This window comes from Sphingopyxis sp. H073 (assembly GCF_001468395.1).
GTDB lineage: Bacteria > Pseudomonadota > Alphaproteobacteria > Sphingomonadales > Sphingomonadaceae > Sphingopyxis.
On record NZ_LNSG01000009.1, the window covers coordinates 98519 to 119215 of the forward strand.

The following is a 20697-nucleotide window of genomic DNA, read 5'->3' on the forward strand; positions in this document are numbered from 1 at the left end:
GGCTGCAACGGTCAAAAGGGATTCATCCGCGAAATAAGCCGATCACGGTCGATGAACTGATGCTTCAGCGCCGCCGCGATATGCAGGACGACCAGCACAAGCATCGTCAGACCCAGCATCTCGTGCCGTTCATGCAGGACATCGGCGAGTTGCTTGTCGGGTCCGACGATCGCGGGAATGGTGAACAGTCCGAAGAAATCGATCGGACGATCCGCCGCCGACATCCAGACCCAACCCGACAGGGGCAGCAGGATCAGCAGCACATAGAAAAAGAAGTGCGCGAAGCGGGTCGCCCGGCGTTCCCACGCGCGCATCGTTTCGGGTAGCGGCGGCACCTTGTTAACCAGCCGCCACAGGATGCGGACCAGCGTCAGCGCCAATATCGCCATGCCGAGCGCCTTGTGCGCGCCCATCGCAGCACGATGGACGTCGCGCGGCAGACCTTCGGTCAGCATCGCCAGACAGATGTTTGCGATCACCGCGAGGCCGATGAGCCAGTGCAGCCCTATGGCCACCGTCGAATAGCGCGATCGGGCGTTGTCGATGGTGGCCATAGACATATGCTCCTCAGACGGCAGGAACCTGGATCAGTTCGGGAACCTTACCCGAGCGGACCTGCTCGGCAAAGATTTCGCGCATCAGCTGCAGCGAGAAGAGGTGGGCAAAGATCAGCGCGAGGATGCCATTTTGCATCATCTTGCGCAGCACGTCGCCGCGCAGTTCGCGCAGCTTGTTCTCGTCGACCATCTGGAAGCCGCGATAGATGAACGGCTTGTCATTGCCTTCGGGCTGGATCGCCACTTCGCCGTCCATCAGCAGGTCGGCCTTTTTCAGTTCTTCGACGAACATGCTGGTGCGCTGACCCGCTTCCTCGAAGGTGCGGCAGAATTCGAGCACCGAATTCACCGGCTCGGTCGGTTGACCATCGGCGAACAGCGCATCGCCTTCCTCGAACTTGCCGATCGCGGGCGAGGTCGGGTCGAAGCACAGCGACAGATCCTCGCTGTCGGGGTTGAGCCGCGCGAGCATGAAGGGATAGCGGCGGACATAGGCGGGGACATAGACCGGATTGATCAGCTTGCCCTGGTCGTCGACGAAGATGTTGACGCCCTCGTTCAGGCCCATCAGCGCCAGCGGAACCGGGTTTTCGCCGGACGAGAATACGATCGGGAAGTACCGGCTTGCCGACACGAACTCGTCCGACGTCAGCGGAATGGCGTGCTGGCCGACCAGGAACTCGGCGGTGTCGAGGCTGCGCGCATGATAATCGGTGTGATCGATGCTCGAGAGCGGAACGAGGTCCTTGTAGAAAAGCGGCAGGTTGTTTGCGGGCGCAGTGGCCATGATCGAACTCCGGCTACATGCCCCGGACCGTTCGGGGCAATGAATAATGGCGCGCCTTATTGGCCCGCGCGGCGCGGCGCAAGGGCGTTTGCATGGGATGCCCCGGCAATCAGCCGATCAGTTTCCCGGGATTGAACAGGCTCGCCGGGTCGAGGCCCGCCTTGACGGCCCTCAGCGCGTGCAACCGCGCCGGACTGTCGAGCTCGGCCAAAATGTCACGTTTCATCTGCCCGATCCCGTGTTCGGCGGAAATCGACCCGCCGAGCTCGATGACATGCAAATAGACGGCGCGGCTGAGCGCCGCTCCATGCTGGGCGAGCCAGGCCTTGCCGTCGACGCCGGCGGGCGGCTGGACATGATGGTGGATATTGCCGTCGCCGAGATGGCCGAACGACGTCGTGCGGACGCCTTGGAATTCGGCGGCAAGACGCGCCGGATTGTCGGCGATGAAGCGCGGCATCAGGTCGACCGGAACGCTGACGTCATGCTGGAGCGCGGGGCCCTCAGCGCGCTCTGCCTCCGAAATGGAATCGCGAAGCTTCCAGAAATCTTCGCTTTCGCGCTCGTTCTTCGCGATGGCGACGTCGTCGATCAGGCCGGCGTCGAGCGCCGCCGCCAAAGTCGCCTCGAGTGGAACTGCAAGCGCCACTTCATCGTCGCCAGCCAATTCGATCAGCGCGTTCCAGGGCGCCGGATCGGCGAGCGGCGCACGGGTCTGCGGAATGTGGCGCAGCACGGCGTCCAGGCTGCTTTTCGGCACGATCTCGAACCCTTCGAGCGCGTCGCCAACGCCGTCGTCGAGTTGGCGCAGCAGCGCCAGCGCGGCCTCGGGCGATTTGAGTCCGACCCACGCGGTCTGGCGCGCCGCGTTTGCGGGAATGAGATGCAGGCAAGCCGCGGTAACGATCCCCAATGTCCCCTCCGCCCCGCAAAGCAGGTGGCGCAGGTCATAACCGCGATTGTCCTTCTTCAGCGGCGCCAGTCCCTCGAAGATGCTGCCGTCGGGCAGGACGGCCTCGATCCCCGCGACAAGCGCGCGCATCGTGCCGTGGCGCAGAACCTGCGTGCCGCCGGCGTTGGTCGACACGAGCCCGCCGATCGTCGCCGATCCCTTGCCGCCGAGCGTCAACGGAAAGCGCAGACCGACGTCGAGCGCCGCATGATGAAAATTCTCCAGAACCACGCCCGCTTCGGCGACGGCCGTCCGTGCCGCTGCGTCAATCGACCGGATGCGGTTCATGCGTCGGAGGCTCAGCAGCAACTGATGTCCGCTGGCATCGGGCGTCGCGCCGCCGACCATGCCGCTGTTGCCGCCCTGGGGAACGATCGCGGCACCCTCGGCGGCGCAGAGGCGGACGATTTCGGCCACTTCGTCGGTCGACCCGGGCAACAGCATCGCCGCAGCCTGTCCATGATATTTGCCGCGCCAGTCGGTAAGCCACGGCGCCATGGCATCGGTATCGACGCTGAAGCCCTTCGGTCCCAGCAGATCGGCCAGGGCCTGAAGCAATCGGGGGGAGGGTGGGTGGCTCACTTGCGAATATTTCCCCAAAAACGCCGTCCGGCCGCCGGTCGGGGTCGACAGCAATTCATTTGATGTTCAATCATGGCCGTTAAAGGGGCGATGGACGAAGAAAGGCTTTTCGTCCAGCATCGATGCGGGAGACGCGGGTGAACGACATCTTCGATCGGGGCGCCGGAAGGGCGGCAGTACGTTCGTGCTGACTCTTGCCGCCCTGTGGACGATGATGATGGCGCCCGTCGCCGAAGCCCCGGGACCGGCGCCGGGGCCGGAGCCCCTCTCGATCGTCTCGATACCGTCACCGGAAGATTCGACCGCGTCCTTCTGGCAAATGGTGATCGAACAGCAGATCATCATCCGCGTTCCGGCGCAGCGGTCGTCGCTCAACAATTTCTCGGCGGCACCCGCCCCCGAACTGCGGGTTCGGAAGGCTCCCGTCGAGTGGAAGGAAAAAAAGGCGCCCAAATGCATCGCGATGCGCAACATTCTGGGGATGCAGGGGGCACAGCGTGACAGCATCGACCTGATCACGCGTCAGAAACAGCGCCTTCGCGCCCAGCTCAACCGCGGTTGCCGTGCGCTCGACTTCTATGCCGGTTTTTACATGCAGGGCTCGAAAGACGGGCAGCTTTGCGAGGATCGCGACCAGATTCATGCCCGAACGGGCGCCAAGTGCGAGATCGACAAGTTTCGCCTGATGGTCCCCGTCACGAAAAGCGACGACTGATCAGCCGAATTGTCGGCCTTTTCTTGACTTTTCGCTGCTGTTTCCCCATTGGCCGCGCAGGATCGGCTGGCGTGGGACGCCGTGCTGAAACATTTTCCGGACAGTTTGACCTTATGAAATTTGCCGACCTCGGCCTTTCCGATGAACTTTTGCGCGCCGTGACGGAGTCCGGCTACGACGAGCCGACCGCGATTCAGGCGGGCGCGATCCCGTCCGTTCTGATGATGCGCGACATGATCGGCATCGCCCAGACGGGCACGGGCAAGACCGCGTCCTTCGTGCTGCCGATGATCGACATCCTGGCGCATGGCCGAGCGCGCGCGCTGATGCCGCGCTCGCTGATCCTCGAGCCGACGCGCGAACTTGCGGCTCAGGTGGCGGAAAACTTTGAAAAATACGGCAAGTACCACAAGCTGTCGATGGCGCTGCTGATTGGCGGCGTCCAGATGGGCGATCAGGTCAAGGCACTCGAAAAGGGCGTCGATGTCCTGATCGCAACGCCGGGCCGCCTGATGGACCTTTTCGAGCGCGGCAAGATCTTGCTCACCGGCTGCAACCTGCTGGTGATCGACGAAGCCGACCGGATGCTCGACATGGGTTTCATTCCGGACATCGAGAATATTTGCACCAAGCTGCCCGCGAATCGGCAGACGCTGCTCTTTTCGGCGACGATGCCGCCGCCGATCAAAAAGCTCGCCGACAAATTCCTGTCGAACCCGAAGACGATTGAGGTCGCTCGTCCCGCGAGCCGGAACGAGAATATCGAGCAATTCGTCGTCAAGACGTCCGAACGCGGCAAGCGCGATACGCTCCGCGGCCTGATCGAGTCGGAGGACATCAGCACTGCGATCATCTTCTGCAATCGCAAGACGACGGTGCGTGAACTCGCCAAGTCGCTTCAGCGTCACGGCTACAAGGCCGGCGAAATCCATGGCGACATGGACCAGTCGAGCCGCATCGCCGAGCTCGACCGCTTCAAGGCCGGGACGATCAACATCCTCGTCGCATCGGACGTCGCGGCGCGGGGTCTCGACGTCAAGGGCGTGAGCCACGTCTTCAACTTCGACGCGCCCTGGCACCCCGACGACTATGTCCACCGCATCGGCCGCACGGGCCGCGCGGGTGCGCAGGGGCGCGCGTTCACGCTGATCACCCCGTCGGACGACGAGGCGATCGACAATATCCAGAAGCTGACGGGCTACACGATTCCGGTTCACGAGGCCGCGGGCGCGTCCGATAAGCCGGCGCGGGATGCGGAGGAACGCGAACCGCGCCGTAGCAGCCGTTCCGATCGCGGGGCCCGCCGTCCTGCGAAGGCCGAGCAGGAGCCGCGGCGGGGCGGCGAAAAGCGTTCGCCGGCACCGAAGAGAGACGGCGCGCGCAAGCCGGCGCCTGCTCCGCGGCAGGATGACGATGGTCCCGACGACGGTTGGAACGGGCCGATGCCGGGCTTCCTGTCGGTGGGTTTCGGTAGCTGATCCGCACGCCGATTGGCGGTGCCGGCTTCGGGGCCGATATCCGCCATGCCTTTTTTCGTCCCGGCGACGTGGATTTCAAAGTTCAGGAAAGGTCAGCCTCTTGCAGGCCCGACTTGCCGTGCTTAACGGAGGCGCCGCACCGGGCTCCTGCCCATCTGCATAGAACGGACTGCGATCGCGGTCGTCCACCTATTTAAAGAGCCGAGGGAAAGGCTGACCGAGCGGAATAATGCAGGACAGCGTTATTTTGCGCCGCGAATGTCCATTTTGGGGTGGTGAGCCGACTCTAGCTAGTGTGGGGTTTGAGATTTGAATTGAGGTAGCGTTTGGAAATTTTTTTGCCCGCAATCATCAAATAATAGGCGGGGGCTTGGTCCTTGAAGTGCCAAATCACGTCGCGAACAATTGCCGATCCGCGGTCGCAGTTGACGAGTGCTCCCATCTCGAACGCGACATTCGCAACCCGATGCAGCTCGTCGGATGGCACGCTAAGCGACTGATCCCCGAATTTGATCCGCGACCAACCACTATCTTCAGAAAGTACGCGAACGACGCGTTGGAATAGTTCGGGAGGTTCGACGCCCCGATGCACAGCGAAAATATGTTCTTCTGGCGTCATCGTCGCAGGAATAATGGTCGAGCGAGATTTCGCAATGGCTGCTTTCGGTCGTTTCCGGACACAGGAACCTACAGCCGGACGAGCATCTTGCCGATATTCGCGCCCGAGAAGAGTCCGAGGAAAGCCTCCGGAGTTGCTTCGATCCCGTCATGCACGGTTTCGCGCATCGTGACCGCGCCGCTGGCGATCAGCCCGCCCATGTCGGCGTAGAACTCTTCCATGCACTCGAAAAACTGGTCGGTGTAGATGAAGCCTTCCGTGCGGATGCGCGCGGGGATCGAGCGGATGATATACTTCATCTCCTGCGGCTTGCCGTCATTATAGACGTCGATCATCCCGCAGATTGCGAAGCGCGCGAAATCATTAGCGACCGCAAAGGCTGCGTCGAGATGCTCGCCGCCGACATTGTCGAAATAGACATCGATCCCCGGCTTTCCGAGCTTTTCGAGTGCCGCCGCGAGTTGCGGCAGCACCGGCCCCGCCTTGTAGTCGATCACCGCGTCGGCGCCGAGATCGGTGACCCATGCGCCTTTCCCGGCGCCGCCGGCCGAGCCGATGACGGCCATTTCGCGCGCCTTGGCAATCTGGACGACTGCAGAGCCGACAGCGCCCGCCGCGGCGGAAACGAAAACCGTATCGCCCGGCTTAGCCGCCGCAACGCGGAGCAGGCCGATCCAGGCGGTGCCGCCAGTCAGGCCCATATTGTGCAGGAAGGTCTGCGGCGACATGCCGCCTGCCAGCAACTCGGCAGGCAATTTGTTCGGCATCATGTCGAGCCCGATAATCCCGCCGTCGCGCCAGCCGCCCATGTGGAGGATCAGGTCGCCGGGCACGAAGCCGTCCATCGTGCTTTCCAGCACCTCGCCGATTGCGCCGCCGGTCATCGGCTGATCGATCTGGAAACTCGCGGCGTAGCTTTTGGCGTCGTTCATCCGTCCTCGCATATAGGGGTCGACCGACAGCCACAGGTTACGGACGCGCAGTTGGTCGGCGTCGAGCGGCGCGTCGGGCAGCTCGCGGAGCGCAAAATTGTCCAGCGTCGGCAGCCCATTCGGACGACTGCTCAGATGCCATGCCCTGCTCATTGGAAATTCCCCCAATTCCCCAATTTCATTCACGCCATGCAGGCAATCGTCAGAAAAGCCGTTGCCACTGTCAAGTCATGCCGTTAAGAGCCGCCCGTCGCGGGGCCGTAGCTCAGATGGGAGAGCGCTGCAATCGCACTGCAGAGGTCAGGGGTTCGATTCCCCTCGGCTCCACCAGCGACCCTTCCCCCCGTCATTCGTCCTCCCTTGCCGCACCGACGGACGTCGCTCGCGCCTCACGCTCCTCGCCATGGGGGAAGGAACCTGATCGCGGCGAGCGATCGCCCGCCCTGCCGTCAACCGGCCGGTGGAGCCGATGATTCGTTCCGCTTGGCATTCGCGCGCATCTGCTGACGCACCGCGGTCATGAAGCGGCTGCGCCAGAAGGCCAGGGCCAGGGCGAAGAGGATGCCCCAGGGGAGAATCGCCGCGCCCAGCGTCAGGACGAAGGTGAGGGCGGTGCTGCCGCTCCGCATCAGCGTCTCGCCCGCATTGGCAAAGGGATTTTCGTGGCCGATACCCGGCAGCCCGCCGTCGCTGACATAGTTGAACGCGACGCTCGTCCACGCAATGCGGGCCTCGCCGGCGCGGCGGCTCTGACGTTCGTCGCCGATCTGGCCGCGGAGCTGACTGATCTGCGCAAGGATTTCAGCGCGCTCGGCCTTGCCAAGGCCGCCCGCTTTCAGTCGATCCTCCAGGCGGGAAATTTCGGCTTCGGAGCCTGCACTACGCTGCTGGGAAGCGAGAATTTCGGTGCCGACGTCTTCGCCCGCGACACTGGCATCGGCAAGGACACCCTCGGCCTTTTCGACGCTGGCGATCGCATTGGCGCCAAACTTGCGCGCAATGCCAGGGTCCAGTTTGAACTGAGTTTGCGCCTCGACGAGCTTTTCATCGCTGAGCTGGTATCGCACATCGACGATACGGCAGCGCTGGACGCCGAGCGTCTCGCAGGCGGCGGCATGCTCTTCCTGAACCTTCGAGATGGATTTGTCGGCAAGGCGGAAGGTGTAAGTATAGTCAAACGCCACACCGGGGGCGGCTTCGACGCCAATACGGGGGGTGCTGGCGGCGTCAGCGGAACCGCCTTCTTCGGCGACGCTTTCGGCAGCGGGGCTATCGGTCGTGGCTGCATCTTCGGCTGCCTTTTGAGAACAGCCGACCAGGGCGAGCGCCATCGTGCCCGCTAAGAGCCTATTTAGCATGCAGATTCTCCCAAAACGCGACTCGGTGATCGCAGGAGATGGCATATCATAACTGATACAGTTGACAATAGAATTCAGGCAGCGCGGACGAAGCCGTCGAGAACCTTTTTGCTGCCTGCCTGGTCGAATTCTACGTCCAGCTTGTTGCCGTCGATGTCGACGATCTCGCCATAGCCGAATTTCTCGTGGAACACGCGCATGCCGATCGCGAGGTCCGAGCGCGGTTTGGCGCCGACCGAAGCGGCGGGCCCCTTTTCGCTAGGGGGAAGGGCGCGCGGGATGGTCGATGACGACGCGACGGCACGCTGCCACGCGGGGCCGCGCGTCATCGTCCGTGCGGGATTACTCTCTGCGACATGCGCGAAGGGGTCGCCCTGCGCCGACCAGTTGGCGCGCCACAGGCTTTGCCCGCCGCCGAAGCTGTTCTCGCTTTCGACATGTTCGGGCGGAATTTCGGCGATGAAACGGCTGGGGATGCTGCTCATCCACTGGCCGTAAATGCGGCGGTTCGCGGCATGATAGATGCTCGCGCGGTGACGCGCGCGGGTGATTGCGACATAGGCGAGGCGGCGTTCCTCTTCGAGGCTGGCGGTGCCGCCCTCGTCCATCGCGCGCTGCGAGGGAAAGACGCCATCCTCCCACCCCGCCAGAAAGACATGATCGAACTCAAGTCCTTTGGCGGCATGGATCGTCATGATCGTGACGGTCTCCGCCTGATCGTCATTGTCGCGGTCCATGACGAGGCTGACATGCTCGAGAAAGGCTTCGAGCGATTCATATTCCTCCATCGCGCGGACGAGTTCGGAAAGGTTTTCGAGGCGCCCGGCAGCCTCGGCGCTGCGGTCGGCCTGCAGCATCGCGGTATAGCCCGACTCGTCGAGGATGAGCTGGGTCAGCTCGGGGTGCGACAGCTCGTTGGCCTTGCCCTGCCAATTTCGCATCTGCGCGATGAAATTGGCGAGCTGGCGGCGGGCTTGCGGGGTCAGCTCATCGGTTTCGGTGATCCGCGAGGCCGCATGGAACAGCGGGGCTCGCTCGATCCGTGCGAACTGGTGGATGCGCGCCAATGCCTTGTCGCCGAGCCCGCGCTTGGGCACATTGACGATGCGCTCGAACGCCAGATCGTCTGCCGGCGATTGCACGAGCCGCAGATAGGCGAGGGCATCGCGGATTTCGGCGCGTTCGTAGAAACGGAACCCACCGACGATGCGGTACGGCATGCCGATCGCGATGAAGCGGTCTTCGAATTCGCGCGTCTGGAACTGCGCGCGGACGAGGATCGCGGTGCGGTCGAGGCTGACCTTGCGATGCTGGAGCGTTTCCAGTTCCTCGCCGATCCGCCGCGCCTCTTCGGGGCCGTCCCAGACACCGACGACGCGGACCTTGTCGCCCGCATCGAGCTCGGTCCACAGCGTCTTGCCGAGCCGGTCGCTGTTCTGTGCGATCAGTGCCGAGGCTGCGGCGAGGATCTGCGGCGTCGAACGGTAATTCTGTTCGAGCCGGATCACCGTCGCGCCGGGGAAGTCCTTCTCGAAGCGGAGGATGTTCGCGACCTCGGCGCCGCGCCACGAATAGATCGACTGGTCGTCGTCGCCGACGCAGCAGATATTCTTGCGCGCCTGCGCGAGCAGCCGCAGCCACAGATACTGGCTGGCGTTCGTGTCCTGATATTCGTCGACGAGCACATATTTGAAACGCTGTTGATAATGTTCGAGCACGTCGCGGTGCGTCTTGAGGATCACCAGCATGTGGAGCAGCAGATCGCCGAAATCGCAGGCGTTGAGCGTCTTCAGCCGCGCCTGATAGAGGGCGTAGAAATGCTGGCCTTTGCCATCGGCATAGGCCTCCTTGTCTGCCGCGTCGAGATCGGAGGGCGTGAGGCCGCGGTTCTTCCACTTGTCGATGAGGCCGGCAAGCTGGCGCGCCGGCCAGCGCTTCTCGTCGAGCCCTTCGGCCTGGATGAGCTGCTTGAGGACGCGAAGCTGATCATCGGTATCGAGGATATTGAAATTGCTCTGGAGTCCGACCAGTTCGGCGTGGCGCCGCAGCATCTTCGCGCAGATGCTGTGAAAGGTGCCGAGCCACGGCATCCCCTCGACCGCGTCGCCGATCATCCGTCCGATCCGCTCGCGCATCTCGCGCGCCGCCTTGTTCGTGAACGTGACCGCGAGGATTTCGGACGGCCAGGCGCGCCGCGTCGCGATGATATGCGCCAGCCGCGCGGTCAACGCGGCGGTCTTGCCCGTTCCGGCGCCGGCCAGCATCAGTACGGGGCCTTCGGTCGTCAACACGGCCTGCCGTTGGGGGGCATTGAGTCCGTGCAAATAAGGCGGATCCGAAGGGTCGGGGCGGGTCAAGTCGGGCGTCGAGGCGGGGAGGTCGGTCACGCGCGAACGATTAGGGAACAGCGGCCGCGCTGTCCAGTGCGGGGACGCTCAGGCCAGCCGGTCACGAAGAGCGGCAAGGTCGATGCCGGCGCCGGTCCGTTCGAGTTCATCGACCGTGGCGAGCGCCATCGCGCGGTAGGCGGGAAGGATCTCTGGACAATCGGTGGCAAGCGCCGCGAGATGGCCTTCGATAGTCCGCTCGTCGCCGCGCAGAAGGGGGCCCGACAGGGCATCGAAACCGCGATCGAGACCATTCTGCAGCGCCGCGCGGACCAGCGGTGCCAGTAGCGATGCCGGATCATCGACGCCCGCGCGCGCTAATGCGTGCGATGCGCCGGTGAGAAGCGTCACCAGATGGTTCGAGGCATGGCAAAGGGCGGCGTGGTACAGCATGCGCTGCGCTTCGGCGATATCGATCGATACACCGCCCAGCAGCGCAACGATGGCGCGCGCCTGCTCGGTGGCGCTTGCCGACGAGCCTGTGACCGCAAATCGCGCTTGCGCCATTTGCGCTACTTCACGCTCTGGATGGCCTGTGAAGGTCATGGCGGGGTGAATGGCGGCGGTCAGCGCACCCCGGTCACGGAGCGGATCGATGATCGCCGCGCCGCTCCGCCCGCTGACGTGAAACACGAAGGTCGAGCTGTCCGCGACCAACTCTCGCGCCAGATCCCCGACAATGGACGGGATCGCATCGTCGGAGACCGCGATGGCGATGACGTCGCAGTCGCTCGCCAGCCGGTCGAGCGACACCGCCACTTCGCTGCCGGTCGCCGCCGAGGCGGCACCGAGTTTTTCCAACGACCGACCCCACATGAGCGGTGGCTCGATCGAATGGCTCGCCAGACCGAAAGCCAACGCCTGTGCCACGCGTCCGGCGCCGATGACGCCGAACTGTTCTATGCAAGTGCCTTCCATGGCGCCGGCTTAGCGCGGACGGCGTTGCTTCGCCAATATCGATACGCCTTGCACCGCGGCCGCAAAGGCGCTCAAAGCGCGCCGGCACAGTTGGGGGAGGGGCGTGGCCCATGGATCTGACACCTTATCGGACACATCGGCGCATCCTGACCGCGAGCCTGGTTGGCACCGCGGTCGAGTTCTATGATTTCTATATTTACGGGACCGCTGCGGCGCTGGTGTTCGGGCCGCTGTTCTTTCCCACCGAATCGGCGTCCGCGCAGCTCCTGTACAGCTTCATGACCTTCGGCCTCGCCTTTTTCGCGCGTCCAGTCGGCGCCATCGTCTTCGGCCATTACGGCGACCGGATCGGGCGCAAGTCGACGCTTGTTGCATCTCTAATGCTGATGGGCGGATCGACGCTGCTGATCGCCTTTCTGCCGACCTATGCGATGGTGGGCTGGGTCGCGCCGCTGTTGCTGTGCTTGCTGCGCTTCGGGCAGGGCTTCGGACTCGGCGGCGAATGGGGCGGGGCGGCACTGCTGGCGGTGGAGAACGCCCCACCGGGCTGGCGCTCGCGGTTCGGCATGTTTCCGCAGCTTGGCGCGCCGGTGGGATTCATCGCGGCAAACGGCCTGTTCCTGCTGCTCGGGCTCGGCCTCAGCGATGCGGACTTTGCAAACTGGGGCTGGCGAATCCCGTTCCTGTTTTCCGCGCTGCTGGTCGGGCTCGGCCTGTGGGTCCGCCTCAAGATCGGCGAAACGCCTGCCTTTGCCGAAGCGATCGAGCGGGACGCGCCGGTCAGCGTGCCGCTCGGCGAACTGTTCCGCCACCATCTGATCGCGACGCTGGCGGGAACCTTCGCGGTCGTCGCCTGCTTTGCGATCTTCTATCTCGCGACCAGCTTTGCGCTTGCGCATGGCACCAGCAAACTCGGCTATCCGAAGGAGCAATTCCTGCTGATTCAGCTGGGCGCGATCCTGTTCATGGCGGCGGGGATCGTGTTCGCGGGTTATCGGAGCGATGCGTCGAGCGCGCAGCGCGTGCTGAGCCTGGGATGCGGCGCAACAATTCTCATCGGCTTTCTGTTCGGTCCGTCGCTGGCGTCGGGAAGCTGGCTGATCATCTTTCTGGGACTCGCCGCCGCGCTGTTCGTGATGGGGCTTGTCTATGGCCCACTCGGGAGCTGGCTGACCGAGCTGTTTCCTGTCCACGTCCGCTATACGGGCGCCTCGGTCGCGTTCAACGCGGGCGGCATCCTGGGCGGCGCGATGGCGCCGATTGTTGCGCAGGCGCTCGCCGAATGGCGGGGTACGCCCGTGGTCGGGCTCTACCTGGCGCTCGCGGGGTTGGTGAGCTGGCTGGGCCTGCTGATGGTCCGTCGGCCTAAGCCGGCCTGAGCAGCGTCAGTTTCGCTTTGCCGACCTTGCGGATCGCATCGATTGCAAACCCTGCGACTTCGACTGCTTCCTTATCGGCGGTTTCGATCGAGATCAGGCTGTCTGCGCCGACCCACCCAAGCCGGTTGAGCTTGTCGAGCGCGACGCTGCCCGCGCCGGTGCCATAGGGCGCGTCGAACAGCAGCAGGTCGAAGGGACGCGGCGCGGGCCCAACGGCCAGAACCGAACCGGCACGCACGTCGGCGCGGGGCGCCGCGCCAAGCGCCGCAAGATTCTTTCTGAGCGCGTCGATGGCCTCGCGGTCCTGTTCGCCAAACACACAATGCGCCGCGCCACGCGACAGCGCTTCGATACCCAGCGCGCCCGATCCTGCAAACAGATCGGCGACATGCAGCCCCTCGAAGCTGCCAAGGCGGCTCGCCAGCATCGAGAAAAGCGTTTCGCGCGTGCGGTCGGCGGTGGGGCGCGTCGCATCGTTTTTCGGCGCGAGCAGCTTGCGGCCGCGCCATTCGCCCGAAATCACCCTCATTTGTCGAGGCGCCGCCGGAACTGAAACAGCTCGTCGCGCGGGACGATTTCGACCTGTCCGACGTCAAGGTCGGCGATGGCGAACTGGCCGTACCGCGTACGGATCAGGCGACTGACCTGCAGCCCGAGATGTTCGAGGACGCGGCGCACTTCGCGGTTCTTGCCCTCGGTGAGCGTCAGCTCGATCCACTGGTTGCGTCCGGTGCGGCGTTCGAGATTGGCGTCGATCTTGCCATAGCGGATGCCGTCGATCTCGATGCCCATGACCAGCTCTTCGAGCTGCTCCTGGCTGATGTCGCCGAACGCGCGCGCGCGATAGGTGCGCTCGACCCCGCTCGCGGGCAGCTCGAGCTGACGCTTGAATTCGCCGTCGTTGGTCAGCAGCAACAGCCCCTCGGTATTATAGTCGAGGCGGCCGACCGGCATCAGTCGCGGCAGGCCCTTTGGCAGGATGTCGTAGATCGTCTTGCGCCCCTTGGGGTCGCGCGCCGCGGTGAGGCAGCCCGACGGCTTGTGAAAGCGATAAAGGCGCGTCGAGACGGGCTTGGCGACCGGGTTGCCGTCGACGGTCAGCCCCTCGAGCGATGCCAACAGCGGCGCAGGCTGCACGATGACGTCGCCGTTGAGCGCGATCCGGCCCTCTTCGATCATCCGTTCGACGTCGCGGCGCGAGCCGACGCCGGCGCGGGCGAGCAGCTTGGCAATGCGCTGCGGCCCGTCCTCGCGCTCGGGCTCGGCTTTCAGCTTGCGCGGCGGGGAGTCGGCGCGCGCGGCGCGGCGACCGCGGGGGGCATCGGTCCTTGCGGCCGAACGGGGCGCGGAGCGGGGTGGGCGGCGGTCATTCATGGGAACGGGGACTGCTTTCTTGGCGTTTCAGGCCATGTAAGTGTGGCTTTGTGATCACGCTCATAGCCGGAAAAGTGTCGCTTCGTCGATGGCAAGCAGAAGCGATCTTGCAGGACGGGGCGGAGCGAGTCATGGCGACCTTAAAGGGAGTTTTTATGCTCTTCGCGTCCCGCCCTACGTGCATCAAGCGCCTTCTGGTCATCGAGGATGATCCGCTGACGGCGTTCGACAACGAGCATACGCTGAAGCACAGCGGATATGACGTCGTTGCGACGGTCGATTCGGGCGAAGCGGCGGTCGCGGTGATCGCCTCCGAACAGATCGATGCGCTGGTCCTGGACCTCAGCCTCGCCGGGCATATGAGCGGCCGCGAAGTCGCCCGCATCGCGCGCGACCGCGGCATCGCGGTGCTGCTTGTCACCGGCCAATGCCCTGTCGATGCCGAGGAGATGGCGGTCGCCTGCCTTGGTAAACCGCACAGCGCCGCCGCGCTTGTGTCCGCGCTGAAGGCTGTCGAGACGATGACCTGCAAAAACAAGACCCCGCGCAAGGTGAGCGGACTGACGACTTTCTGGCGGCCGCAGGCCGCGTAACCGAGACGCGCCAAGGAACGAACCCGCCCTGACAGTCTTCGGGACCGACAGGGGTCGAGTATGAAATATTCACATATCGCTGCCTTTTCGACGATGGCTATCGCGGCCGCCGTTGCGGGCGTCTGGTCCGCGCATGCCGACTCGACCAAGCCCGGCTTCGTCGCGACCCGCCCGGTGCTAGTCGAACTGTTTACCTCACAGGGCTGCTCTTCGTGCCCGCCTGCCGATCGACTGCTCGAAAAGCTGGACGGCGAGGGGGCGGTCGTGGCGGTCAGCCGCCCGGTGACCTATTGGGATCGGCTTGGCTGGAAGGACACGCTGGCGAGCCCCGCGAACGACCTTTTGCAGCGCCGCTATGCCGCACGCGGGCTGCCCGGCGGCGGGGTCTACACGCCGGAGGCGGTGGTCCAGGGCTGGGCCGCGGCCGTTGGATCCGACGAGCGCGCGCTGCGCCAGCTGATCGCATCGTCAGCGCGCCGGGCGGGGGCGATCGAGCTCGCGCAATCGGGTGATCGCGTCGCGGCATCGCGGGCGCAGACGGGCGCCGAACTGCGCTTCCTGGCGATTGCCCGCCGCGCGAGTGTTCCGGTCGGCAGCGGCGAAAATAGCGCACGTCGGCTGACTTACTCGAACGTGGTGCTCGACGAGATAGTGGTGCCCTGCGCGCGAGATGCCGCGTGCGCATCCTCAATTCCCGTCCGCATCGCGAACCGCCGCGGCGCCGATCGCTGGGTAGCGGTGCTGCAGGACCTCGACGGCGGAACCGTGCGCGCCGTGCGCTGGATCAGGCGAAGCGCCAAATAGTCGCTTCCAATTTGGCCCCGACCCATTAGGCGTTGGCGCTTCGGGCCGTACATCCATCCGGATGAGCGCAGGTCGAGCATCCGACGGATGCAGGGGGGAGAGCCGGGTTGCAGCCAGATACGACGACACCGCCGCCGCAGGGCTGGTGGGGCAGCATCCGGCCTTATTTCGAGCGTGCCCCGCTGGCCGCCTTCCTTCTGGGCCTGTCGTCGGGCTTTCCCTATGCGATGATCGGCGCGACGCTGACGACCCGACTGGCCCAGGACGGGATCGACAAGAAGACGGTGACGGCTTTTACCCTGGCCTTCCTGGTCTATAATCTGAAGCCGCTCTGGTCGTGGATCGTCGATGGCGTCCGGCTGCCGGGGCTCGGCGCGCTCGGCCAGCGTGTTTCGTGGATGATCCTGGCCGCGGTGCTGGTGATGGCGGCGGTTGCGAATCTTGCCCTGCAGGAGCCGAAGGCCGACATCTACCAGACAGCGATCGCCGCCATTCTCGTGGGTTTGGCGGGCGCGACCTTCGATATCGTCATCGATGCGTATCGCATCGAGATTCTCAAGCCCGAACAGCTCGGAATCGGTTCGGGGATGAGCCAGTACGGCTGGCGTATCGGGTCGGCGGGCGCCGGCGCCCTTGCGCTATTTCTGGCTGCGCGCTTCGGCTGGCAGCCCGCCTATCTCGCCTGCGCGCTCTTTGCTTTGCCCGCGGTCATCGCCGTGCTGTGGCTGGGCGAACCCGACCGGCATCGCGATCCCGCCCAGCGCAAGGGGGGGAGTGCGATCTTCCAATCGATTATCGGGCCTTTCACCGAATTTTTCCAGCGGCAGGGCGCGTTGCTCGTGCTGTTGTTCATCCTCGTGCACAAGATCGGCGATACGCTTGCCAATCTCACCTTCCGCCTGCTCTTCGACGACCTGGGCTATACCAACGACGAGATCGCGATCTATGATGTCGGGATCGGCTTCTGGGCCTATCTGATCGGCATCTTCGTCGGCGGTATCATGTATGCGCGCATGGGTATGAAACGATCGGTGCTCGTCAGCCTGATCCTGATGGCGGTATCGAATTTCAGTTTCGCGCTCCTCGCGGCGACGGGAAAGAGTAACTTCGGTATGGCCGGTGCGATAGGTTTCGAGAATTTTGCCAGCGGTATCGGCGGCGTCGTCGTGGTCGCCTATTTCTCGGCACTCTGCGACCTGCGCTTCACGGCAGCGCACTATGCGCTGATCTCGTCGGCGGCGAGCATCGTTGGACGCTTCGTCACCGGCACGACAGCTGGCGGCCTCATCGAAACCTTCGGCTACGTGCAATTCTATCTGCTCACGACCGTCGCGGCGGTGCCGGGTGTTTTGCTCTTCTGGTGGATGATGCGGACCGGGCTGGTCGACCTGTCGGTCGGCTCGGCGGGCAAGGCCGAGGGCAGCGAAGAAACACCACTCAAACCCGTGGGTTGAGATCGTGCACTTTCTGTTGCTCTCGATCGCGTTGCAATTGCTCTGCATCGTTCATGTGTTCCGCACCGGGCGCAATACTGCGTGGATCATGGCAATCGCCTTTCTTCCGATGGTCGGTATGCTCGCCTATTTCATCGTCGAAATCCTGCCCGGCCTGCGGCACGACCGACGCGTTCGCGATGTCCGAACGAAGGTCGCCGACAAGATGGATCCCGAGCGGCGCGTGCGGGCTGCGAATGATGCAGTCGAATTCAGCAATACCGCAGGCAACCGCCTTGAACTTGGCGACGCGCTGATGGTGCGCGGGCGGTATGACGAAGCTCTGAAGCAGTTTCGCGAGGCCGAACGGCTGTCTCCGCACGTTGATCGGGCAATCGGGATGCGGATAGCCGAAGCGGCTTACGAAGCCGGACGTTTCAGCGAGGCGCTGGCAGCAATCGACAGGCTGCCGGAGACGATCTCGCAGACCGAGCTCGACCGGCGAACGCTGCTGCGCGCGAAGGTCGCCGAAGCCGATGACCGTCCACATGACGCACTACCGCTCTATCGCGATATCGTCGAGCGCGTACCCGGCGACGAAGTACGTTGCCGCATTGCGGCGCTATTGATCGCTCAAGGTGACCGGCGCGGGGCCCGGGCCCTGTTACAAGAGGTCGAGCAGCGAATGAAGCGCACCCCGCCGGTGACGCTGAAGGCCGAAGCGGCGATGTACGACTGGGCCAAACGGACGCTTGCCGAACTGCGCTAGGCGGGTGGCTCGCCGTTGAGATCGAGCACGACGCCGCCGAGATAGAGCGATCCGCAGATCAGCACGTCGCCGGCGAGACGACGCTCGGCGATGTGGCGCAGCGCCGCGCTCACGTCGTCGCACGGCTGCGCGTCGACGACACCGAGGTCCGACTGAACCCATTGGCACAGATCCTTGGGATCGTGATGCTCGTGCCCGGGGATCGGAACGGCCTGAAACGATGCGATATGGTCGGCAAAAGGGCTGAGAAAGCCCATTGCGTCCTTGCTGCGGAGCAGGCCGCAGACGATGTGGAACGGCAACCGACCGCCCATCGCACGCGCCAGCGCGGCCCCCGCGTCGGGATTGTGCCCGCCGTCGAGCCATATTTCGCGGCTACCGGGGACGAGCGCGGTCAGCGGTCCGGGTCCGAGCTTTTGCATCCGTCCGGGCCAGAAAGCGGCCGACACGCCAGACGCGATAGCGGCTTCGCCCGGACGTGGGCCGGGGGCGATATCGAGCATCGCGATGGCCAGCCCGGCATTGCGCATCTGATGCAGGCCCGCCATCCTTGGCTCGAGAACCCCGGTGATCGACCCCGAGTTCGATTGCCAGCGAAAACCGTTGCCCTCGGGCTCGATTGCCCAGCCATCGCCTTCGGAAAACAAAGTGCCGCCGACCGCGGCGGCGCGCTCGCCGACCAGCTTCATGACGGCGTCGGGGTAGCGAAGCGTGGCCAGGGCGGAACCCGGCTTGAAGATGCCGGTCTTTTCCCATGCGATGCGCTTTATGGCGTCCGTTGGGACACCCTCTTCCGGCGCAAGCAGGAATGCCTCGTGATCGATACCGAGCGATGCAATGCCGCAGACGGCGGGCGCGGGGATGATATTGGTGGCGTCGAGGCGGCCGCCGAGGCCGACTTCGATGATGCAATCGTCCGCCGGAATGCGCGAGAAAGCGAGAAAGGCGGCCGCGGTCGTGACCTCGAAGAAACTAGCCTGCAGCCCCTCGGCCATGTCGAGCACCTCGGCGAGCAACGGCGCGAGCAGCGCATCGTCGATCAGGGTCCCGGCAAGGCGGATACGCTCGTTGAAGCGGACGAGATGCGGGCTGGTATAGGCGTGGACGCGGCGCCCCTGCGCCTCAAGGATCGCGCGGAGGAAGGCGCAGGTCGATCCCTTGCCGTTGGTGCCCGCGACATGGAAGGTCCGCGGCAACCGGTTCTGGGGATTCCCGAGCCGGCGGCAGAGTTCCGCAATGCGTTCGAGGCCCAGGATATCGCGGCCCGGCGACAACGCGCCAAGGCGGTCCAGCTGCGCCTGAACCGCCGGGTCGTCGGAACGGGCGAAGTCAGCCATCGGAGGGGCCGCTTGAGGCTCAGGCCGCCTTTTCGGGCGCCAGATAGCCGATCAGGCGGCCGAGCGTTTCGGGCAGATCCTTGCGGTGGACGACCATGTCGATCATCCCGTGGTCGAGCAGATATTCGGCGCGCTGAAACCCCTCGGGCAGCTTTTCGCGGATCGTATTCTCGATCACGCGCTGGCCGGCGAAGCCGATCAGGGCGTTGGGTTCACTGATCTGGATGTCGCCAAGCATCGCATAGCTGGCGGTCACACCGCCGGTCGTCGGATCGGTCAGCAGCACGATATAGGGCAGGCCCGCCCGGCGGAGCCGCTGGAGCGCGACGGTCGCGCGCGGCATCTGCATCAGCGAGAGCGTGCCTTCCTGCATCCGCGCGCCGCCCGCGGCGGTGATTGCGATATAGGGAACACGGCGCTTGATCGCCTGTTCGACGCCCGTGACAAAGGCTTCGCCGACCGCGACACCCATCGATCCGCCCATGAAGGCGAAATCCTGAACCCCGATCACGGCTCCCTTGCCCGAAATGCGCCCGAACGCGTTCTTGTATGCGTCGCGGTCGCCGGTCTGCGCGCGCGCCGCCTTGATGCGGTCGACATATTTCTTGGTGTCGCGAAACTTCAGCGGATCCTCGGGCGCAGGCGGCGAGGCGATCGGTTCGTGCACGCCACCGTCGAACAGCTGCGCAAAGCGCTCTTTCGCGCCGATGCGGTCGTGATGGTCGCAGCGCGGGCAGACGTTCAGATTGTCTTCCCATTCCTTGACGAACACCATCTGCTGGCACTGGCGGCATTTGTGCCAGAGATTGTCGGCGGTGTCGCGCTTGGCGGTGAAGGGCAAGGCGTTGCGAACGCGGTCGAGCCAGCTCATGCGGCGATCTCCTTTGCGCCGCGGATAGCATCGGCGAGCGAGCGGGTGAAGGCCTCGACATGCGGCGCCGCGGCGTCGCCATGCTCGGCGATGATGTCGATGAACGCCGACCCGACGACGACGCCATCGGCGACGCGCGCGATCGCCGCGGCCTGATCGGGTGTGCGGACGCCGAAGCCGACCGCAACGGGCAGGTCGGTGGCGGCCTTGAGCCGCGCGACGGCTTTGTCGATGCTCGCCTGTGCGGCCTGTTGCTGGCCGGTGATCCCGGCGACCGAGACATAATAGAGGAAGCCGCCCGCGCCATCGAGCACTGCGGGCAGCCGTGCGGTGTCGGTCGTCGGAGTAGCGAGGCGGATGAGGTCGACCCCGGCGGCGCGCAGCGCGGGGCCGAGTTCGGGATCTTCCTCGGCGGGAACATCGACGCAGATCACGCCATCGACACCCGCCTTGGCGCATTCTCCGGCGAACCAGTCGCCGCCGCGGATGGTCATCGGATTGGCATAGCCCATCAGGACGAGCGGGGTGTCGGGGTGACGCTGGCGGAAAGCGGCGGCCTGTCCGAAGATGTCGGCTGTGGACGTGCCCTTAGCGAGACTGCGCAGATTTGCCTGCTGGATCGCCGGGCCATCAGCCATCGGATCGGTGAAGGGCATGCCAAGCTCGATCACATCGGCACCCCCCGCGACGAGCGCGTCAAGGTTCGCGGCGGTGTCTCCGTCGCCCGCGGTGATGAAGGCGACGAGCGCGGGGTGGGGTTTGGTGAAGGTGGCGGCGAAGCGGGTGCTCATTCCCCCTCTCCCTTTGGGGGAGAGGGTTGCGCAGACTTGCGAGCTTGCTCGCTAGTCGTAG

At 64.6% G+C, this 20697-nt stretch carries 20 protein-coding genes and 1 tRNA gene; 8 read left to right on the forward strand and 13 right to left on the reverse strand.

What is annotated here, in order from left to right; genetic code table 11:
- Positions 1–11: 11 nt before the first annotated feature.
- The 3 genes from ATE64_RS16580 to ATE64_RS16590 form a co-directional block, all read right to left on the reverse strand.
- Positions 12–554 (reverse strand): cytochrome b, encoded by a 543-nt coding sequence (locus tag ATE64_RS16580; RefSeq protein WP_058455819.1) that lies wholly within the window; start codon positions 552–554, stop codon positions 12–14.
- Between the two features lie 13 nt (positions 555–567).
- Positions 568–1344: a SapC family protein gene (locus tag ATE64_RS16585; protein WP_058455820.1), complete on the reverse strand. Its 777-nt coding sequence runs from the start codon at positions 1342–1344 to the stop codon at positions 568–570.
- 109 nt (positions 1345–1453) lie between these two features.
- Complete coding sequence (locus tag ATE64_RS16590; RefSeq protein WP_058455908.1) at positions 1454–2878, reverse strand: FAD-binding oxidoreductase; 1425 nt, start codon at positions 2876–2878, stop codon at positions 1454–1456.
- Positions 2879–3062: 184 nt separating this feature from the next.
- Here ATE64_RS16590 and ATE64_RS16595 point away from each other — a divergent pair, with 184 nt between their 5' ends.
- Together ATE64_RS16595 and ATE64_RS16600 are read left to right on the forward strand one after the other, a co-directional pair.
- Positions 3063–3593, forward strand: coding sequence for a hypothetical protein (locus ATE64_RS16595; RefSeq protein WP_058455821.1), 531 nt, complete (start codon positions 3063–3065; stop codon positions 3591–3593).
- Between the two features lie 113 nt (positions 3594–3706).
- A complete protein-coding gene (locus ATE64_RS16600) occupies positions 3707–5071 on the forward strand; it encodes a DEAD/DEAH box helicase (RefSeq protein ID WP_058455822.1) in 1365 nt (454 codons plus the stop codon).
- 286 nt (positions 5072–5357) lie between these two features.
- Here ATE64_RS16600 and ATE64_RS21775 read toward each other — a convergent pair whose 3' ends face one another.
- Together ATE64_RS21775 and ATE64_RS16610 are read right to left on the reverse strand one after the other, a co-directional pair.
- Complete coding sequence (locus ATE64_RS21775; RefSeq protein WP_058800288.1) at positions 5358–5690, reverse strand: hypothetical protein; 333 nt, start codon at positions 5688–5690, stop codon at positions 5358–5360.
- 68 nt (positions 5691–5758) lie between these two features.
- Positions 5759–6775: an NADP-dependent oxidoreductase gene (locus ATE64_RS16610; RefSeq protein WP_082657762.1), complete on the reverse strand. Its 1017-nt coding sequence runs from the start codon at positions 6773–6775 to the stop codon at positions 5759–5761.
- A gap of 101 nt (positions 6776–6876) precedes the next feature.
- Here ATE64_RS16610 and ATE64_RS16615 point away from each other — a divergent pair.
- Positions 6877–6952 (forward strand) — tRNA-Ala (locus ATE64_RS16615).
- A gap of 119 nt (positions 6953–7071) precedes the next feature.
- On the opposite strand, the gene ATE64_RS16620 is transcribed toward ATE64_RS16615, so the two are convergent.
- Genes ATE64_RS16620 through ATE64_RS16630 form a run of 3 tightly spaced genes read right to left on the reverse strand, consistent with a single transcriptional unit; the run spans position 7072 to position 11285 of the window.
- Positions 7072–8025, reverse strand: coding sequence for a DUF4349 domain-containing protein (locus tag ATE64_RS16620; RefSeq protein WP_082657763.1), 954 nt, complete (start codon positions 8023–8025; stop codon positions 7072–7074).
- A gap of 29 nt (positions 8026–8054) precedes the next feature.
- Positions 8055–10367 carry a UvrD-helicase domain-containing protein gene (locus ATE64_RS16625; RefSeq protein WP_231729146.1) on the reverse strand — a complete coding sequence of 771 codons (2313 nt, stop codon included), beginning with the start codon at positions 10365–10367 and terminating at the stop codon, positions 8055–8057.
- Between the two features lie 48 nt (positions 10368–10415).
- Entirely contained in the window at positions 10416–11285 is an 870-nt protein-coding gene (locus tag ATE64_RS16630; RefSeq protein ID WP_058455825.1) for a Rossmann-like and DUF2520 domain-containing protein, read from the reverse strand.
- Between the two features lie 110 nt (positions 11286–11395).
- Here ATE64_RS16630 and ATE64_RS16635 point away from each other — a divergent pair, with 110 nt between their 5' ends.
- On the forward strand, positions 11396–12664 hold the full coding sequence (locus ATE64_RS16635) for an MFS transporter (protein ID WP_058455826.1): 1269 nt from the start codon (positions 11396–11398) through the stop codon (positions 12662–12664).
- Here ATE64_RS16635 and rsmD read toward each other — a convergent pair.
- On the reverse strand, positions 12651–13193 hold the full coding sequence (gene rsmD / locus ATE64_RS16640) for a 16S rRNA (guanine(966)-N(2))-methyltransferase RsmD (protein ID WP_058455827.1): 543 nt from the start codon (positions 13191–13193) through the stop codon (positions 12651–12653). The genes ATE64_RS16635 and rsmD overlap by 14 nt on opposite strands.
- A complete protein-coding gene (locus tag ATE64_RS16645) occupies positions 13190–14038 on the reverse strand; it encodes a pseudouridine synthase (RefSeq protein ID WP_058455828.1) in 849 nt (282 codons plus the stop codon). The genes rsmD and ATE64_RS16645 overlap by 4 nt, the downstream gene beginning before the upstream one ends.
- A gap of 155 nt (positions 14039–14193) precedes the next feature.
- Here ATE64_RS16645 and ATE64_RS16650 point away from each other — a divergent pair, with 155 nt between their 5' ends.
- The 4 genes from ATE64_RS16650 to ATE64_RS16665 all read left to right on the forward strand — a co-directional run bounded on the left by ATE64_RS16650 (position 14194) and on the right by ATE64_RS16665 (position 17637).
- The gene (locus ATE64_RS16650; RefSeq protein WP_058455829.1) at positions 14194–14631 is read left to right on the forward strand and encodes a response regulator; all 438 of its coding nucleotides are present in this window, start codon (positions 14194–14196) and stop codon (positions 14629–14631) included.
- Positions 14632–14691: 60 nt separating this feature from the next.
- The gene (locus ATE64_RS16655; protein WP_058455830.1) at positions 14692–15435 is read left to right on the forward strand and encodes a DUF1223 domain-containing protein; all 744 of its coding nucleotides are present in this window, start codon (positions 14692–14694) and stop codon (positions 15433–15435) included.
- A 107-nt stretch (positions 15436–15542) separates the two neighbouring features.
- Complete coding sequence (locus ATE64_RS16660) at positions 15543–16889, forward strand: MFS transporter (RefSeq protein ID WP_058455831.1); 1347 nt, start codon at positions 15543–15545, stop codon at positions 16887–16889.
- A 4-nt stretch (positions 16890–16893) separates the two neighbouring features.
- A complete protein-coding gene (locus ATE64_RS16665; RefSeq protein ID WP_058455832.1) occupies positions 16894–17637 on the forward strand; it encodes a tetratricopeptide repeat protein in 744 nt (247 codons plus the stop codon).
- Here the strand turns inward: ATE64_RS16665 and ATE64_RS16670 are convergent.
- From ATE64_RS16670 to trpA, 3 genes are read right to left on the reverse strand one after another with little or no spacing between them, the layout of a single operon-like run.
- Positions 17634–18974, reverse strand: a complete 1341-nt coding sequence (locus ATE64_RS16670; protein ID WP_058455833.1) for a folylpolyglutamate synthase/dihydrofolate synthase family protein — start codon at positions 18972–18974, stop codon at positions 17634–17636. The genes ATE64_RS16665 and ATE64_RS16670 overlap by 4 nt on opposite strands.
- Positions 18975–18993: 19 nt before the next feature.
- On the reverse strand, positions 18994–19845 hold the full coding sequence (gene accD, locus ATE64_RS16675) for an acetyl-CoA carboxylase, carboxyltransferase subunit beta (protein ID WP_058455834.1): 852 nt from the start codon (positions 19843–19845) through the stop codon (positions 18994–18996).
- Positions 19842–20636 (reverse strand): tryptophan synthase subunit alpha, encoded by a 795-nt coding sequence (trpA, locus tag ATE64_RS16680; RefSeq protein ID WP_058455835.1) that lies wholly within the window; start codon positions 20634–20636, stop codon positions 19842–19844. The genes accD and trpA overlap by 4 nt, the downstream gene beginning before the upstream one ends.
- Positions 20637–20697 lie beyond the last annotated feature (61 nt).

What these genes read in the sequence shown, in the direction of transcription:
- ATE64_RS16580 (WP_058455819.1), bottom strand. Translation starts at nt 554, where the DNA reads ATGGCCACCATCGACAACGCCCGATCGCGCTATTCGACGGTGGCCATA.
- trpA (WP_058455835.1), bottom strand. Translation starts at nt 20,636, where the DNA reads ATGAGCACCCGCTTCGCCGCCACCTTCACCAAACCCCACCCCGCGCTC.
- ATE64_RS16635 (WP_058455826.1), top strand. Translation starts at nt 11,396, where the DNA reads ATGGATCTGACACCTTATCGGACACATCGGCGCATCCTGACCGCGAGC.
- ATE64_RS16630 (WP_058455825.1), bottom strand. Translation starts at nt 11,285, where the DNA reads ATGGAAGGCACTTGCATAGAACAGTTCGGCGTCATCGGCGCCGGACGC.
- ATE64_RS16650 (WP_058455829.1), top strand. Translation starts at nt 14,194, where the DNA reads ATGCTCTTCGCGTCCCGCCCTACGTGCATCAAGCGCCTTCTGGTCATC.
- ATE64_RS16645 (WP_058455828.1), bottom strand. Translation starts at nt 14,038, where the DNA reads ATGAATGACCGCCGCCCACCCCGCTCCGCGCCCCGTTCGGCCGCAAGG.
- ATE64_RS16670 (WP_058455833.1), bottom strand. Translation starts at nt 18,974, where the DNA reads ATGGCTGACTTCGCCCGTTCCGACGACCCGGCGGTTCAGGCGCAGCTG.
- rsmD (WP_058455827.1), bottom strand. Translation starts at nt 13,193, where the DNA reads ATGAGGGTGATTTCGGGCGAATGGCGCGGCCGCAAGCTGCTCGCGCCG.
- ATE64_RS16585 (WP_058455820.1), bottom strand. Translation starts at nt 1,344, where the DNA reads ATGGCCACTGCGCCCGCAAACAACCTGCCGCTTTTCTACAAGGACCTC.
- ATE64_RS21775 (WP_058800288.1), bottom strand. Translation starts at nt 5,690, where the DNA reads ATGACGCCAGAAGAACATATTTTCGCTGTGCATCGGGGCGTCGAACCT.
- ATE64_RS16600 (WP_058455822.1), top strand. Translation starts at nt 3,707, where the DNA reads ATGAAATTTGCCGACCTCGGCCTTTCCGATGAACTTTTGCGCGCCGTG.
- ATE64_RS16655 (WP_058455830.1), top strand. Translation starts at nt 14,692, where the DNA reads ATGAAATATTCACATATCGCTGCCTTTTCGACGATGGCTATCGCGGCC.
- accD (WP_058455834.1), bottom strand. Translation starts at nt 19,845, where the DNA reads ATGAGCTGGCTCGACCGCGTTCGCAACGCCTTGCCCTTCACCGCCAAG.
- ATE64_RS16620 (WP_082657763.1), bottom strand. Translation starts at nt 8,025, where the DNA reads ATGCCATCTCCTGCGATCACCGAGTCGCGTTTTGGGAGAATCTGCATG.
- ATE64_RS16610 (WP_082657762.1), bottom strand. Translation starts at nt 6,775, where the DNA reads ATGAGCAGGGCATGGCATCTGAGCAGTCGTCCGAATGGGCTGCCGACG.